At 68.4% G+C, this 14,692-nt stretch carries 14 protein-coding genes; 4 read left to right on the forward strand and 10 right to left on the reverse strand.

Annotated elements, in window-relative coordinates:
- Nucleotides 1-72: 72 nt before the first annotated feature.
- From QMG39_RS04490 to QMG39_RS04505, 4 genes are read right to left on the reverse strand one after another with little or no spacing between them, the layout of a single operon-like run.
- Complete coding sequence (locus QMG39_RS04490; RefSeq protein ID WP_281882671.1) at nt 73-1,131, reverse strand: alpha-amylase family protein; 1,059 nt, start codon at nt 1,129-1,131, stop codon at nt 73-75.
- A gap of 58 nt (nt 1,132-1,189) precedes the next feature.
- Nucleotides 1,190-2,029, reverse strand: a complete 840-nt coding sequence (locus tag QMG39_RS04495; protein WP_281882672.1) for a carbohydrate ABC transporter permease — start codon at nt 2,027-2,029, stop codon at nt 1,190-1,192.
- Nucleotides 2,030-2,031: 2 nt separating this feature from the next.
- Nucleotides 2,032-3,054 carry a carbohydrate ABC transporter permease gene (locus QMG39_RS04500; RefSeq protein WP_281882673.1) on the reverse strand — a complete coding sequence of 341 codons (1,023 nt, stop codon included), beginning with the start codon at nt 3,052-3,054 and terminating at the stop codon, nt 2,032-2,034.
- 14 nt (nt 3,055-3,068) lie between these two features.
- On the reverse strand, nt 3,069-4,430 hold the full coding sequence (locus tag QMG39_RS04505; protein WP_281882674.1) for an ABC transporter substrate-binding protein: 1,362 nt from the start codon (nt 4,428-4,430) through the stop codon (nt 3,069-3,071).
- Nucleotides 4,431-4,872: 442 nt separating this feature from the next.
- Here QMG39_RS04505 and QMG39_RS04510 point away from each other — a divergent pair, with 442 nt between their 5' ends.
- Entirely contained in the window at nt 4,873-5,913 is a 1,041-nt protein-coding gene (locus tag QMG39_RS04510; protein WP_281882675.1) for a Gfo/Idh/MocA family protein, read from the forward strand.
- A gap of 42 nt (nt 5,914-5,955) precedes the next feature.
- Here QMG39_RS04510 and QMG39_RS04515 read toward each other — a convergent pair whose 3' ends face one another.
- Entirely contained in the window at nt 5,956-6,765 is an 810-nt protein-coding gene (locus QMG39_RS04515; protein WP_281882676.1) for an AraC family transcriptional regulator, read from the reverse strand.
- 18 nt (nt 6,766-6,783) lie between these two features.
- Here QMG39_RS04515 and QMG39_RS04520 point away from each other — a divergent pair, with 18 nt between their 5' ends.
- Nucleotides 6,784-7,773, forward strand: a complete 990-nt coding sequence (locus QMG39_RS04520) for a phytanoyl-CoA dioxygenase family protein (protein WP_281882677.1) — start codon at nt 6,784-6,786, stop codon at nt 7,771-7,773.
- Between the two features lie 74 nt (nt 7,774-7,847).
- On the opposite strand, the gene QMG39_RS04525 is transcribed toward QMG39_RS04520, so the two are convergent.
- Complete coding sequence (locus tag QMG39_RS04525; RefSeq protein WP_281882678.1) at nt 7,848-9,377, reverse strand: alpha-L-fucosidase; 1,530 nt, start codon at nt 9,375-9,377, stop codon at nt 7,848-7,850.
- Between the two features lie 255 nt (nt 9,378-9,632).
- On the opposite strand from QMG39_RS04525, the gene QMG39_RS04530 reads away from it, so the two are divergent.
- Both QMG39_RS04530 and QMG39_RS04535 read left to right on the forward strand, forming a co-directional pair.
- Nucleotides 9,633-10,661 carry a LacI family DNA-binding transcriptional regulator gene (locus tag QMG39_RS04530; protein WP_281882679.1) on the forward strand — a complete coding sequence of 343 codons (1,029 nt, stop codon included), beginning with the start codon at nt 9,633-9,635 and terminating at the stop codon, nt 10,659-10,661.
- 316 nt (nt 10,662-10,977) lie between these two features.
- Nucleotides 10,978-11,202: a hypothetical protein gene (locus QMG39_RS04535; RefSeq protein WP_281882680.1), complete on the forward strand. Its 225-nt coding sequence runs from the start codon at nt 10,978-10,980 to the stop codon at nt 11,200-11,202.
- Between the two features lie 37 nt (nt 11,203-11,239).
- On the opposite strand, the gene QMG39_RS04540 is transcribed toward QMG39_RS04535, so the two are convergent.
- The 4 genes from QMG39_RS04540 to QMG39_RS04555 are packed head-to-tail and all read right to left on the reverse strand — an operon-like array spanning nt 11,240 to nt 14,550.
- A complete protein-coding gene (locus tag QMG39_RS04540) occupies nt 11,240-11,983 on the reverse strand; it encodes a formylglycine-generating enzyme family protein (protein ID WP_281882681.1) in 744 nt (247 codons plus the stop codon).
- 41 nt (nt 11,984-12,024) lie between these two features.
- Nucleotides 12,025-12,960: an alpha/beta hydrolase gene (locus tag QMG39_RS04545; protein WP_281882683.1), complete on the reverse strand. Its 936-nt coding sequence runs from the start codon at nt 12,958-12,960 to the stop codon at nt 12,025-12,027.
- Between the two features lie 55 nt (nt 12,961-13,015).
- Nucleotides 13,016-13,561, reverse strand: a complete 546-nt coding sequence (locus tag QMG39_RS04550) for a helix-turn-helix domain-containing protein (RefSeq protein ID WP_281882684.1) — start codon at nt 13,559-13,561, stop codon at nt 13,016-13,018.
- Between the two features lie 50 nt (nt 13,562-13,611).
- Nucleotides 13,612-14,550: a phosphotransferase gene (locus QMG39_RS04555; protein ID WP_281882685.1), complete on the reverse strand. Its 939-nt coding sequence runs from the start codon at nt 14,548-14,550 to the stop codon at nt 13,612-13,614.
- Nucleotides 14,551-14,692: the final 142 nt, after the last annotated feature.

A 14,692-nucleotide genomic window follows, 5' to 3' on the forward strand; every position in this document is an offset into this window, starting at 1 on the left:
CGCTCCTGACGGACGAACACGTTTGTACACCTCGTATCGGCGCGGAACGCCGTTGCATCTCCGCGGAAGCGGTCAACTCTGGTGGAAGACCCGCGCCAGCAGGGCGATGTTGCGGTCGTCCAGGTGCGCGAAGTCGTCGAGGGGTGTCCGGAGGAAGTCCGCGACCGGAGGGAATCCCGCGTCGTACGTCTCCGGCGCCGCGTAGCAGTACAGACCGATGCCTTCCTCTTCGGCGTAGGCGACGACGTCCTCCCCCTGCAGGCTGTTCCGCTGGAAGAAGCTGTCGCTGAACGTCGTCAGGAGCTCCGTCTGCTCGCCGATCTGGCTGCGCACCTCATCGATGGCGCGCTTGTCGCCCGCTTCGTTCTGGAGCCAATCGACCTCCCTCAGCAGTGGTTGGCGGACGATCTCGGGGTGATCCAGGATCGAGCACGACAGCCAGATCTTGCACGAGGGCTTGACGGCGCGAGTGGTCGCCTTCACGGCCTGCCAGCAACGGTCGATCGCGCGGCGGTTGAACGTCAGCTGCATCTCCTCGGTGACGGCAGCGGCACCGGGGAACGGCTCGCCCATCAGTTCCCGGTACATCTCCTGCTCGCAGGCCAACCACCGCTGCTCGCTCGTGCCGGCGCCATCGACCCCGAGTCCGGTGGTCGGACTCCAGAACCAGTCGATCATGTAGCCGTCCATGTCCGTCAGCTCGATCGCCTCCCGGATGGATTCGCACAGGAAGTCGATGTAGGCCCGCGTGTAGGGGATGTGGGGCGCCGACGGTGTTCCGTAGCTGAGTTCGGGATGGGTCGTCGCCCACCTGGTGTTCGACCCGAAGCAGAAGTACCCGAAGACCTCCAGGCCCTCCGCACGACCGATTCTCACCATCTCGGTCAGATAGTCGGACTCCAGGCCCGGCTGCTCGGGAACCCGGCCGTTCTTGTACCAGGCGTATCCGTTGGAGGACACGGCGAACGTCTGGATGACGTTCACCCCGAGATCCTTGTGCCACTGCACCTGATCCGCCGGGTTCAGGCTCGCCCAGGCGCCTGGCGGAGCGAACTCGTTGGTGCTGTGGCTCGTGAACTCGGTTCTGCAGACCCAGTTGACGTCGAGACAGAACGCCTTGATCGACTCCAATGTGCCCTCCTCTGGTTGATGGGGGGAAGTAGACGGTGCGGGAGATGCTCGCGGCGGGTCAGCGGAAGACGCCACCGAGCGCGATTCCCTTCGTGATGAATCGGTTGAAGATGAGGTAGATGATGATCACCGGGATCGTCGCAATGCTGAGTCCGGCGAACAGGGGGCCGAGTTGCGCGGTGAACTGCCCCTGGAAGCCGAGTACACCGACCGAAACGGTCTGCGAGGTCGACTCCTGCAGGAGGACGATTCCGAGCTGCGCTTCAGCCCACACGAACACCAGGGCCAGCATCCCGACCGCCGTCAGCGCGCCTTTCGACAACGGGAGCACGATCTGGAGGTACGCGGAGAACTCCCCGAGACCGTCGACTGTCGCCGACTCGATGAGCTCCTGGGGAAAGTCCGCGTAGTAGGAGGTCAACACGAGCACCGTCGTCGGGAGGGTCAGCACTCCGTAGGTGACGCCGAGCACCGCCGGTTGACTCAGCAGGGAGAGCGCGTTGAACACCTGGAAGTACGGGATGATGATCAGGACGAACGGCACCACGCTCGCCGTCAGGAAGATCGCGAGGAAGAGTGCTCGCATCCTCGCTCCGAGCTTGGTCGCGAAGTACGCCGCCGTGGAGCCGACCGTCAATGTCACGACGATCGCCACTCCGCCGGCGATCGCGGTGTTCGTGAAGTAGTCGATCATGCCGGCGCCACCACCCGGGCCGTTCCACGCGATGACGTAGTTCTCGGGGTGATATTGCCCCCCGATGCCGAGCGGGTAGGCGAACAGGTCGGTGTTGCTCCGCAGCGAGTAGATCGCGATCAGGATGAACGGCACGATTGCCAGAATCGTCCAGCCGATCAGCAAGAGGTGGCCCATTCCGAGCCCGAGCACGCGCTTGATCATGTTCAGAACTCCTCCTGCTTGGAGCGGCTCAACCGCATCGCGAACATGCCGACCGCGATGAGGATGATGCCGCCCATGATGGCGACGGCACTCGCCATGCCGAAGTTCAACTGCTGGAACGCCTCCCGATAGACCAGCACCGGCAGCACGCTCGTTGCGAACCCCGGGCCACCCTGCGTCATGGCCCAGATCACCGTGAAGCCGTTGAACTGCCAGATCATCTCGAGCACCATCGTGACGACGAAGACCGGTCGGATCATCGGAAGCGTCATCCCGAAGAATCGCCGAACCGTGCCCGCACCGTCGACGCGGGCCGCCTCGTAGATCGAGACGGGAACCTGCTCCATGGCCCCGAGCAGGAGGAGGAATGCGAAGCCCACGCTCGCCCAGATCGTGACGAATACCGTCGGGTACAGGGCCGTGTCGGCCCCTGCGAGCCACGCGTGGTCGCTGCCGAGTCCGAGCGCACCGAGAATCACGTTCACCACGCCGATGTTGGGCTGGAACGCCGTCGCCCAGAACACACCGGCCGCGGCGATCGGTGCGATACCAGGGAGAAACCACACCACTCGGTAGAACGCGGCCCCGCGCACGCGCGCACTCACGGCTGCCGCGAGCAACGTCGCGACCGCCATGATGCCGGCCGTGCTCAGCACGGCGTAGACCACCGTCAGCCAGAGCGCGGGAAGGAACTCCGACCCGGTGAAGGCATCGATGTAGTTCTCGAGCCCGATGAACTCGATCGGGCCCAGGCCGCGCCAATCGGAGAAGCTGATTCGGATGCCCTGCACAGCCGGCGCCCAGAGGAACGCCGCGATCAGCAGGACGGCGGGAAGGATCGTCACGGCCATGATGATCCTTCGCCCGCGGACGATTCCGATCCGCCGCCGTCCCCCCTTCCGCATCTCGGGCGGCAGCACCACGGCCACCGTGTCCATCTCGTTCGTGCGCGTCGCTTCAGTCGTATCGCTCATTGCTCTCCGCCTCGCCGGCGGGGGCCACCCGGTAGCGGTGGCCCCCACCACGATTCGTTCGGTGCCTACTCGGCGCGCATCTCCGTCAGCATGTCCTCGACGGTCTGGCCGACGCCGGCCGGCGTCTCGTTCCCGTTCAGCATCTCCTGGATTCGCGGGTCGACCAGCTGCTGCCCGAGACCGCCAGGAACCACCGAGGTCCACCCCGGCTGGCCGCCGAACTCAGCGACATCCGCGAGCATCTCCTGCACCTGCGGGATCATGACCGAGTACGACTCGGCGGGCACGTCGTTGATCGACGGAAGCGCACCCTTCTCGATGAGCGTCTCCTGCGCTTCGACGGACATGACCACCTCGAGGAACTTCTTCGCGAGGTCGGGGTTCTTCGCACGGGCCGGGATCGCGAACGCGTCCCCGTTGTAGAGCGTGAGCTGGGTCATCGCGCCCGGGTCCACGGGAGGCAGCATCGCCCAACCGAACTCGTCCGTCATGCCCTCGTCGATGAACGGCTGCGCCGCGTACTGGCCGTTGAGCATCATGCCGGCCGCTCCCTGGACGAACAGCGACTGCGCGGTCGCAACGTCCTGCCCGAGGTAGCCGTCCTGGAACAGGTCCGCCTCACCCATCGCCTTGATCTGCTCGATCGCGCGCAGGAACGGCTCATCGGTGTAGGAGATCGTCTGCTCGACGCCTTCCTGCCAGCTCGTGAGGTAGTTCTCGAGCTCCTCCGGCGTCGACGATGTCGGCAGGTAGGCATCGATCATCCAGCTCGACTGGTAGTTGTCGGCGGGCCCGATCGCGAGGCCCTGCTTGCCGCCCTCCTTCAGGGCGGTCACGGTCGCCTCGAGCTCGTCGAGCGATTCGAACCGATGGTTCTCGGGTTCGGGAATCCCGAGTTCTGCGAAGAGATCCTTGTTGTAGTACACGACGTTGTAGATCGTCGAGTCGTACGACACCACGTACGGGGTCCCTGCCGTCTTCAGCGCTGCCGCGAGCGACTCGCCGTACCGCGCATCCAGATCCGCCGCCTCCCACACATCGTCGAGCGGAACCAACTCGCCGGCGGCGGTGAGCTCGCTGAACACCTGCGTGTTCGTCGGGACGACTGCGACGTCGGGCGCGCTGCTCGAGGTCAGCACCTGGAGGTTCGACCCCGTCTTCGCGGTCTGCGAGACCGCCTGGGTCTCCACGGTGACGTCGGGATACTGCTCCTCGAAGACGCTCAGGAACCCGGCGACGTTGGCTTCGGCTCCTGCCTGCACCTGCAGCACGAGCGTGTCGCTCTCAGCTGCGGGGTCGTCGGATGCAGTGGAGCATCCGGCCAGCAGTAGGCCCGAGACGGCGACCGTCGCCGCCGCCCAGAGGCCTCGCGATCGGGGTCGTGCCCGAGTGGTCAGTGCCGTGACGGGCGTGTTGTTGTCAATCATTGCCTCTCCATCGATTCAATCCAGACAGGACGTCGGTGCGCGCCTGCACGCACCAGCCGCTCGCTTCCTCGTCGAGGACGCGGCGACGCATGGGTGCGTTCGCCCCCGGAAGTGGGACGAACGCGCTGCGATTCCCACGTCGCATCGAAGGAGCCTCGGGCGCTCGCGGCTGCGATGCGCATCGCTTCATCGGCGGCGTCGATGAAGGCGAGGTGAGCAAGAGCCCCGCTGACATTCGACATGCGTTGGTCCTCCGTTGGACGTTCGGGTTGTACAAACGTTACGGGCAAGCAGTTCCATTGCGCAAGCGTTTGATCAAAGAACTTTCGAGCGCGGTGCCTCGCTTAGGCACCTCTTGAACTCGTAACGTTTCGCTAAAATCTCGAACCAGACCCGCCTCGCGGGGCGGTCGTCCCGCCTACTGCATCGAGAGGAAACGCCCATGACCGCAGCAGAACTCGCCATCGGAGTGCTCGGTGCCGGCGGAAACACTCGGGAACGACACCTCCCGAACCTCCAGTCCATCCCCGGCGTCAGTGTCGTCGCCGTGCACAACCGAACCGATGCCTCCGCTCGACGGGTGGCAGAGGAGTTCGGTATCCCCGACGTACGCGCGGACTGGAGGGAGATCGTCGAGGACCCACGGATCGACGCCATCGTCATCGGCACCTGGCCCGACACGCACGCACTGTTCTCGATCGCGGCGCTCCGCGGCGGCAAGCACGTCCTCTGCGAGGCTCGGATGGCCGCGAACCTCGCGGAGTCCCGCGCCATGCTCGAGACCTCGCGCGAGCATCCGCAGCTCGTCGCTCAGCTCTTACCCGCGCCGACCACTCTCCACCTCGACGCCACGATCGCCCGCATGATGTCCACGGGCTACATCGGCGAACTGCTCGCCATCGACATCGCGGAGCGTTCGGGGTTCGTCGACCCGACGCTTCCACGGGGGTGGCGCCAGTCGACCGAGTTCAGCGGCGTCAACGTCATGAGCCTCGGGATCCACTACGAGCAGGTGCTCAGGTGGACCGGAGCCGCCGCTCGCGTCATGGCGATGGGCCGCACCGTCGTCGACACGCGACCCGGACCCGATGGCGAGCCCATCCCCGTCGACGTGCCAGACCACGTCGAGGTCAGCGCCGAACTGGAGGGCGGCGCCACGCTCCGAGTGTCACTGTCGCAGGTGACGGGCGGTGCGCCGGCCAACGCGATCCACCTGTTCGGCAGCGAGGGAACGCTCCGCGTCGTCGATGGGCAGCTCGAAGGGATGCGGCGCGGCGAGCGTTCGTACGCGCCCATCTCCCCCGACCCGACCGCGGGCGCGAGCGACGGATGGCGCGTCGAGGAGGAATTCGTCGGCGCGATCCGCGGCGCCGAACCGGTGACGCGCACGTCCTTCGAAGACGGCGAACGCTACATGCGCTTCACCGAGGCGGTCTGGCGCAGTATCCGCGATGGCCGCGGGGTGTCGCTGTCCGAACTCTGAACGATCTCGTCGGCCGCCCTCGGGCGAGCCGCTGACGGTGGGTCACTCGGTGCCCGTGCCCGTTGGTCCTGCCGGACCTGCGAGCCTCCGGCTCCGTATCGCCCTGGGCGACGCTCCGAGGTGGCGTCGGCACGCCTTGTTGAACGCCTGCAGGTCGTGGAACCCGACCGACGCCGCGATCGAGGGGATCGACTGTGTCGTGTGCTCGAGGAGGTGGCGTGCCGTTGCCAGACGCCGCGACCGCACGTATGCCGCGGTCGTCATCCCCGATTCCGCCAGGAACAGCCGATCGAGATGCGTGGGCGAGTACCTCGCCACCTCGGCGAGACGCGCGACGGTGAGCGAGCCCCAGAGGTGGTCGTCGATGTACCGGGCGAGGCCCATGACCGCGGGGTGACCGTCGGGCTCGGGCCGTTCGCGCGGAAGGGTCGCGGCGGCCCAGAGCACGCTCCACACTTCGGCGGACTGCCGGGCCGGGCTGCCTGAGACGGCGACTCGCTTCAGCCGCTCCATGATCGACGCCGCGTCGTGGCCGAGGTCGCGCACCACGGGTACATGAAGCGTCGGCTCGCCCGTCATCTCCAGGTGCGCGTAGAGGTGCGACGAGCGCCCCAGCAGACGGAACTCCATGAGCGCACCCGGCGGCACGACGGAGAGTCGACCGGGCCGGATGCGGTGCACGGAGCCGTCCACGAGCAGGGTCGCCTCATAGGTGTAGAGGTGCACCGAGTAGAGGCTCGGCAGTCGCCAGCTCTCGACGACGCGGTCGGTGCCGTGCAGGCCCATTCCGATCGCCCGAACGATCGGCGGCCGGTCGAGGCTCAGGGGTACGAGACGGGCGGTGGGCGACATGGGGGAATCGAACCACTAGTGGCGAACGGCGACCACGACGCGCCGCCTCCGCCGACCTACCGTGGGGCCATGAGCACACGAGTACCGCGCAACGACACCACCGACGGGAACGAGCGGATGCGGAGGGGCAACCACGGCAACCTGAGTCCCGAGCAGGTCGACCGCTATGACACAGAGGGCTATCTCGTCATCCCCGACTTGCTCGACGAAGCCGACATGGCTCCCGTACGCGCGGCGATGACGGAGAAGGTCGACCGGATCGCTCACGACCTCATCGACGCGGGACTCATCGACGATCCGCTCGACGATGAGCCCTTCGCAACGCGCCTGGCGCGACTGTTCGACGGACTGGATTCCGACCACTTCCTCACGTTCGGCCGAAGCTGGCGTGACCGGATCCCGGGGTACTTCACGCTCATGAGCAACCCGAAGATCCTCGACGCCCTCGAGAGCCTCATCGGTCCCGAGATCTTCGCCAACCCTGTCTACAACGTCCGGCCGAAGGTCCCGCGCGTGGCGGCGGGAACCGTCCCCTGGCACCAGGACAAGTCGTACTGGCCCGACGCGAACTCCAACCCCGTCGTCACGGTGTGGATCTCGTTCGTCGACGCGACGCTCGAGAACGGGTGCCTCCACGTCTTGCCGCGCACCCAGAGGGAGAAGGTGCATGCCTTTCACCGGGAGACGTACAGCGGCACCGGCTTCACCGAACTCGACATCGAGGCGATCGGGCTCGTCCGCGACAAGTCGATTGCGCTGCCGGTGAAGGCGGGCACGGCGATCCTCTTCAACGACCGACTCGTCCACAGTTCGACGCGGAACGATTCGGACCACGTCAGGTGGAGCGTCGACCTCCGCTACCAGCCCACGAACCAGGACCCGATGACCGCGCACGGCGCGGGCTTCCTCGCGCGCTCTCGCTCGCGCCCCGGACGCGTCGCGGAGCTCTCGGACTGGCTGGCGGAGCGGCCGGAGCGGATCCCGGATCACACGGCTGAGCCTGACTGACACTCGACCGGCGTCACCCGAACCGTACCGCCCGCCGCCGATCGGCACACGTCCGTCCACCTGCGCTCACCCATCTAGTTGTGGAGCAGGTCGTCACGGCGCCGTGTCGGCGCCGGGTGGCGCAGGGTGATGCGAATCCCGAATCCGTGCGACGTGTCGGCGTCCGGAGGCAAGCTCACGCGGAGTGCCTCGTGGGCGCGCTCGAACTGGAGCGGGCGGAGGGAACCGAGTTGCTGGACGCCGGCGATGTCTCCCTCGAACAGCTTCGAGTGGCTGCCCAGGGCCCGCACGTCGATCTCGTGTACGTCGCCCTGCGCCGCGAGTACGTAGAGGTACTCGACGTCCCCGAAGGAGCGCCGCGTGAACCGGAGATCCCCGGGGACGAGCACGAAGGGTGTGTCGTCCACGAACGATCCGTCACGCGACGAGGTCGGTCCCTCACCGTAGACCAACCACGGCTCCGTACCGAACACTCCCTCACCGTTCAGCGCGAGCCAGTCGCCGACCTGTTCCAGCAGGCGGACCTCCTCGGGCGGGAGCGTTCCGTCGGGCTTCGGCCCCACGTTCAGCAGCAGGCAGCCGTTCTTCGCGACGACGTCGATGAGGTCGCTGATGATCTCGCGGGACTCCTTGTAGTCGTGCGCGTCGATCCAGCCCCACGAGTTTCGAGACACGGACGTGTCGTTCTGCCATGGCAGCGGCCGGATCCCGCTCGATGCACCGCGCTCGACGTCGAACACGGCCGTGCCCTCGCGGAACGCGTCGTTCTTGTACTGCAGGACGACGCCGTGCCCCCACTCGACCGAGCGGTTGTAGTAGTACGCGGCGAGCGTGCGCAGGTACGGTTCGAACGCGGGGCGTTCGATCCACCAGTCGAACCAGAGCACCTGCGGCCGGTACCGGTCGATGATGTGCACCGTGCGGATGAGCCAGTCACGGAGGAATGCCTCACTCGGATCGATCTCCTCGCGCTCTGCGGCGCCATACAGGTCCGACCACTCGGGGTCTGCGACATCGGAGGGGAACGACCTGCCGCCGTTGAAGTAGAACCAGTTCTCGGCACGGTGTGACGAGGCCCCAACGGTCATCCACTGGTCGCGGGCCTCGGAGAGGAGTTCGCCGAGGGGATCCCGGCGGGGCCCGACCAGCGGCGCCTTCCACCTCGTCCGTGGCTCGTCGTACATGCAGAATCCGTCATGATGCTCGGCGACCGGCACGATGAACCGCGCACCCGAACGCCGAATTGCCGTGACCATCGCCGACGCGTCGAAGTTCTCGAATGTGAGCTGCGGAAGGAAGTCCTTGTAACCGACCTCCCTGTGGTCGCCCCAGGTTTCCCGGTGATGAGCGAATTCCACCGAACCTTCCTTGTACATCCGGCGCGCGTACCACTCCGAGCCGTAGGCGGGGACCGAGTACGCACCCCAGTGCACGAAGACACCGAACTTCGCCTCGCGGAACCACCTCGGGGTCTCGTATGCGGAGAGCGACTCCCAGGTCGCATCGAACGGCCCGCTCGCGATCACCGCCTCGATCGCGGCGAGCTCGTCGGCGTCGCAGTCGGCCTCGACACGAGGCGGCACCCAGGTCAGATCCTTCGTCATGTTCGCCCTTCGTCGGGTCCGGTGAGATCAGAGCGAAACGATACGTTAATTGAGCGTACCCGCGCAACTGCCGAGTTGCCGCTGCCCTTCGATGAACACCCGGCAATATGAGGACTGGTGTCCGTGCAGTGGGCTAGAATCGTTGCGCAACGTTTCGTTTTCGGGAGGGCGATATTCTGTGATGAGATCATCTCTCGGTAGGCCACGACGCGCCGGCGAACAGATGCGGGAATCGAAGCGACGACGGGAGCGGGCGTGAGCGGGTCTCCGACGTACGTCGACATCCAGGAACTCACCGGGCTGTCGCTCTCGACGATCTCGAAGTACTTCAACGGCGGGAATGTCCGCGAGCGCAATCGGATCACGATCGAGGACGCTGTGGCCCGCCTCGGATACCAGGTGAACCAGCACGCTCGGAGCCTTCGCGCTGGCCGTTCGTCGACCGTAGGCGTACTCCTGCCGGACTTCGGCCAGTCATCGGCGTTCCATCTGTCGATCATCGGCGGCACCGAGGAGATCCTGCGCAGCCGCGGCATCGGCCTCATCGTGAGCACGGCCGGCGCACGACCGTCCGGAGTTGACTTCCTGCGCGCGCGAATGGTCGACGGCATCATCGCGGTACCCGACCCCCGCGACGAAGCCGAGCTCAAGGCGGCCGTTGCGCGCGACATCCCAGTCGTGCTCATCGACCGCCTCATCGACGACGTCGATACCGATGCCGTTGTGCTCGACAACCGGCATGCGGTCCGCATCGCCGTCGACGCACTGGTCGAGCAGGGACACGAGCGCATCGCGCTGATCTGCGGAACCGACGAGATATGGGCACTCCGCGAGCGGGCGGCGGGATTCGACGAGGCACTTCGCGCTCACGGCATCACGCCACGCCCTCGATTGATTCGGCGCGGACCACTCACCGCCGAGTTCGGAGATCTCGCCGTCCAGTCACTCATGGGTGGCGACGAAGAGATTCCGCCGACCGCGATCGTCTGCGCGAACGACGCGCTGACCCGAGGCGCAATGGGAGCCGTCGTACGACTCGGCATCCACGTGCCGGACACACTGTCCGTCATCGGCTTCGATGCCGAGGAGATCGCCGACGTCACAACTCCACCACTGCACTACGTTCACCAGCCGACCAGGCAGATCGCGGAGGAAGCCGCGCAGCTCATGATCCGTACGCTCAACGACGAAAGCGCGCGGTCAGCGCGCACCGTCGTCCTGAGGGCTCGGCTCGTCGCCGGCCGTTCGATAGCAGCACCATCGGGTACCGAGCCGCACGCCTGAGCGCGCTCACTCGGCGCCGCGTCCAGCTCGGCAGGCCTTCCCTGCGCCCGTCGGCATCACCTACGTCGACGGCATCGTGCGCGTGATCGGCAGCCGCGGCTCGCAGAAGTTCCTGAACGCCGAGCGCAGCGGGCGGGCGACCGTCGCGTCGGTCGACGGCGGGCGCTGAGTCGGCTCGAGGGGCCGGGGCGCATTCCGACCCGCGCCGCGCACGGTCCGCGCCCAGTACCTCCGAACCGGTCATCGGTCAAGCCGGTGGCGAACGGCGACTCGACGTCACAGGGTGGGAGCACCGACCACGACCAGGGAGGCCGCGATGACGGATGCCACCGGAGCCGACGACACCGCTCCTGACGAGACGCCGGGCGAGCCGGACACCGAGGCGGTCCCCGATGAGGAACTCGAGGAGCCGAGCACCGAGACCGAGCCCGGCGAGGAGCCGCGTTCGGCGCAGCCGGACGACGCGGAGTCGGACGAGGCGGAGCCGGACCACCGCGCGATCGGGCTCGGGGTCGACGGACCGGAACCGCCGGCCCCCTGACGGGGTCCGGCCGCCGGGGCGGGTGCCGTCCCGCCGCTCAGCGCCGCGGCGTCCAGCCCGGCGGGAGCGGCCCGTCGACGTCGGCGCGTTCGAGGTCGGCCTGCGCGGACCATCCCTGCGCGGCATCCGTGCCGTCGAACCCGCCGCGGGCGACGCGGAAGCCCACGTCCTCGTGGTGCATGCGCGGCGCGCCACCGCGCCGGGTCGAGGCGCGCACGCTCCAGGCGTCGTCGGCGAACCCGCCGCCGCGGAACACCCGGTAGTCGTCGTAGCGGGCGGGGTCGAGCAGGTCCCAGCACCACTCCCAGACGTTGCCGAGCGTGTCGAACAGGCCGTTGAGGTTGGGCAGCTTGCCGCCGATGTCCTGCGGCGCGGTCACGCCGTCGGCGCTCGTCCACGCGATCTCGGCGAGCGGGCCGTACTGCGGCTGGTTCGAGCCGGCGCGGCACGCGAACTCCCACTCGGCCTCGGTCGGCAGCCGGTAGCCGTCGGCGTCGACGTGCCAGGTGACCTCCTCACCGTCGAACGCGTACGCGGGGTCGAGGCCCTCCCACTCGGATGCCGCGTTGCAGAAGCGGATCGCGCGCAGCCAGCTGACATCCGTCGCCGGCCGCCGCGGGTGGTGCGCGGTCTCCCCCAGCAGCTCGGCGAGCTGCTCCTGCGTGACCGGGAACACCCCGATCTCGAACGGCTCGAGCTCGACGCTCCACCGCACCTTGCGCCGGGCGTCGTGCAGCCGCACGGTGCCGCCGTCGATGCGGGCGAGCTCGATGTCGGTCACCGCGTCAGTCTCGCACGGCGGCAGCCCGGCAGGCTCGGGGCTCAGCGCGCGGCCGCGACCACCCAGGCCACGACCCGCTCGAGCAGCGCGGCGTCGGTCGGCTCGCGGAGCAGCCGGCGGTAGGCGCCGAGCGACGGGACGTCGGGGTCGTCGCGCAGCAGGTGGGTGAGGTCGGCGGGGCGCCGGGTCTCGACCGGCCCCGGCGCCGCCGCGGCGATGCGCTCGAGGTCGTCGGGGTCGACCTGCAGGTCCTTGCCGCCGGTGATCGCCAGGATGGGCGCCGCGACCTGTGCCAGGTCGCGGGCCGGGTCGGACGCGAGCAGCTCGCGGTGCCACTTCGCGTTGACCCGCTGCCCCTGGATGCGGATCACGTCGTCGGTGCTCGCGAGCAGCCGGTCGAGGGTGCGCCGCTGCTGCCGGACCACGTCGATGCGCAGCACCCGCACGACGAACCTGGCGAACGGCGGCAGCGCGTCGGCCACCCGCTGCGCCTGCCACGCGAGCATCTCCTCGCCGGTCACGCCCGGTGCCGCGAGCAGCACGACGCCCGCGAGCGCCGCGTCGGCGGCGGCGACCTGCGTCGCGATGATGCCGCCCTCGCTGTGGCCGATGAGCACGACCGGCAGGCCGGGCACGGCCGCGCGCAGCTCGGCGAGCGCCGCCGTGGCGTCCGCGACGTTGTCGCTCAGCCCGGCCGAGAGGTAGTCGCCGCCGGATGCACCCACACCGCGCTTGTCGTAGCGCAACGAGGCGACGCCCGAGTCGGCGAGCGCTGCCGCGAGGTCGCGCGTCACACCCAGCCGCATCCGCCTGTGGTCGCTGTTGCGATCGACCTGCCCCGACCCGGGGATCAGGAGGGCGGCGGCGACGGGCTCGCCCTCGGGGCGCGCCAGCGTGCCGACGAGTGGGACCCCGTCGGATGCCTCGAAGCGGCGCTCGGCCTCGGTGCCGGTCGTGCGGACGTGCGATGCGGTCATGCGGATCCCTTCCGCTCTCCATTATTCTCATTCATGAGAACAATGCAAGCCGGGCTCACTCACGCTCCTCGTCGGGGATGAGCACCGTGGAGAGGACTCGTCGCCGCCGGCCCGGGGCGGGGGCATTGCGCGACCATCGCTTGGCGAGGCCGCCGAGCTCGCCGACGAACTCGTCGAGTTCCTCGTCGGTCATCCAGAACGCCCGGTGGCGGAAGCCGACGCCGTCGACCGCGAGGTCGGCGCCGTCCCTGGCGAGGTAGGCGTCGAAGTCCGCGAGCAGGCCCGCGACGAAGGCGGCGAAGGCGGCGCGGTGCGCCTCCGGGCCGAGGCCCGCGAGGTCGGCTCCCCCGACGTGGGCGGCGCCGTCATGCAGCTCGTAGGTGCGCTCGGTCGCCCCGCGGGCGGCCCGCTCGCCCACCACGTCGAGCACCCCGGCGTCCGCGAGCGTCGACACGTGCCGGTACAGCGTCGCGGTCGCGACGTCGGGCAGCTCGGCGGCGAGCTCTGCCGTCGTCATGCGGCGCCCGCCGAGCAGCGTGCGGATGACGCGCAGGCGCACCGGATGGAGGATCAGGTCGGCGGTGCCGTTCGCTCGGGCCATGACCCGATGATCTCACCGCCGGCGCACCCTGGGGGGGGAGCACGCCCTGCTCAGAGCCGGTCGAGGAGGCGCAGCCCCGGCTCGGCGCGCTCGGCCCACCAGGCGATGCGGGCGTGGGCGGGATCCTCGTCCGAGCCGCGGTCGGTCTCGTAGTCGACGAGGACCGCCGCCATCATCGCGAACACGGCCGTCATGCACAGGTCGATGTGATCGTCCCACCACGACATCGACCCATCGGACCCCAGTGAGGCCGCAAGCATGGCGCGGTAGTCGGCGATGGCTTCGTCGGGTGACATGACCGCGGAGGGCTGCGACATCAAGAGCAGGTAGGCCAGGTCGATGCCCGGCGGCGCCACGGTCGGGCGAGCCCAGTCGACGAACGTGGTGCGGCGCCCATCGAATGCGACGTTCGCCGGCCTGACGTCCGCGTGCACGAGGGTCCGCGGCGCACCGGCCAGCGCATGGACGACCGGGGACGGATCCACCACCAGCGATCGCAGGTCCCGGGCCAGCCCCGACCCCACGGGGCCCGCGAGGTCGGACCAGCCCTCGTCGATCAGGTCGATGATGAAGTGTCCCGGGACCGCCTGCCGCAGTGCCGGCAGCCGCGCCGGTCCCAGATGCCCCAGCACCTGCTCCAGATCGCACAGCACCCCTGCGGATCGACCCAGCACCGGATGCTCCCAATAGGCCGCGTGCATCGCCGCGAGCGCGCGCAGCACTCCCGCGACCCACTCCGCGGTGATCGGCTCGTCCTCGGCGAGGAACTCCGCGGAGCGATCGTGCATGAGCAGCGAGGAGCTCCGTTGAGTCCTGGCAGCGGCCACGATCGCGTGATCGACCCCCGACGGCAGCATGTCCAGCAGGCCGGTCTCCCACACGGCCACCTCGCGATCGACCGAGTCGCCGGTCGCGATCGACACCCAGTCCCGCGCGCGGTCGACCGTCTTGAGGAACAGGCTCGGCGCGGCTTCCCCGTCGATCAGCACTCCCTCGAACCGGGCCTCGGTCGACGAGTGCCCCTTCGTGGCTACCGGGACGCGACCGACGGAGCTCACCGGGCGCGCGAGCGCGTCCGACACGGTCGCGGGGTCGAGCATCTCCTCCACCGTCGAGCACACCCGATGCATG

Origin of the sequence: Agromyces rhizosphaerae, assembly GCF_027925245.1 — a bacterium.
Taxonomy (GTDB): Bacteria; Actinomycetota; Actinomycetes; order Actinomycetales; family Microbacteriaceae; genus Agromyces; species Agromyces rhizosphaerae.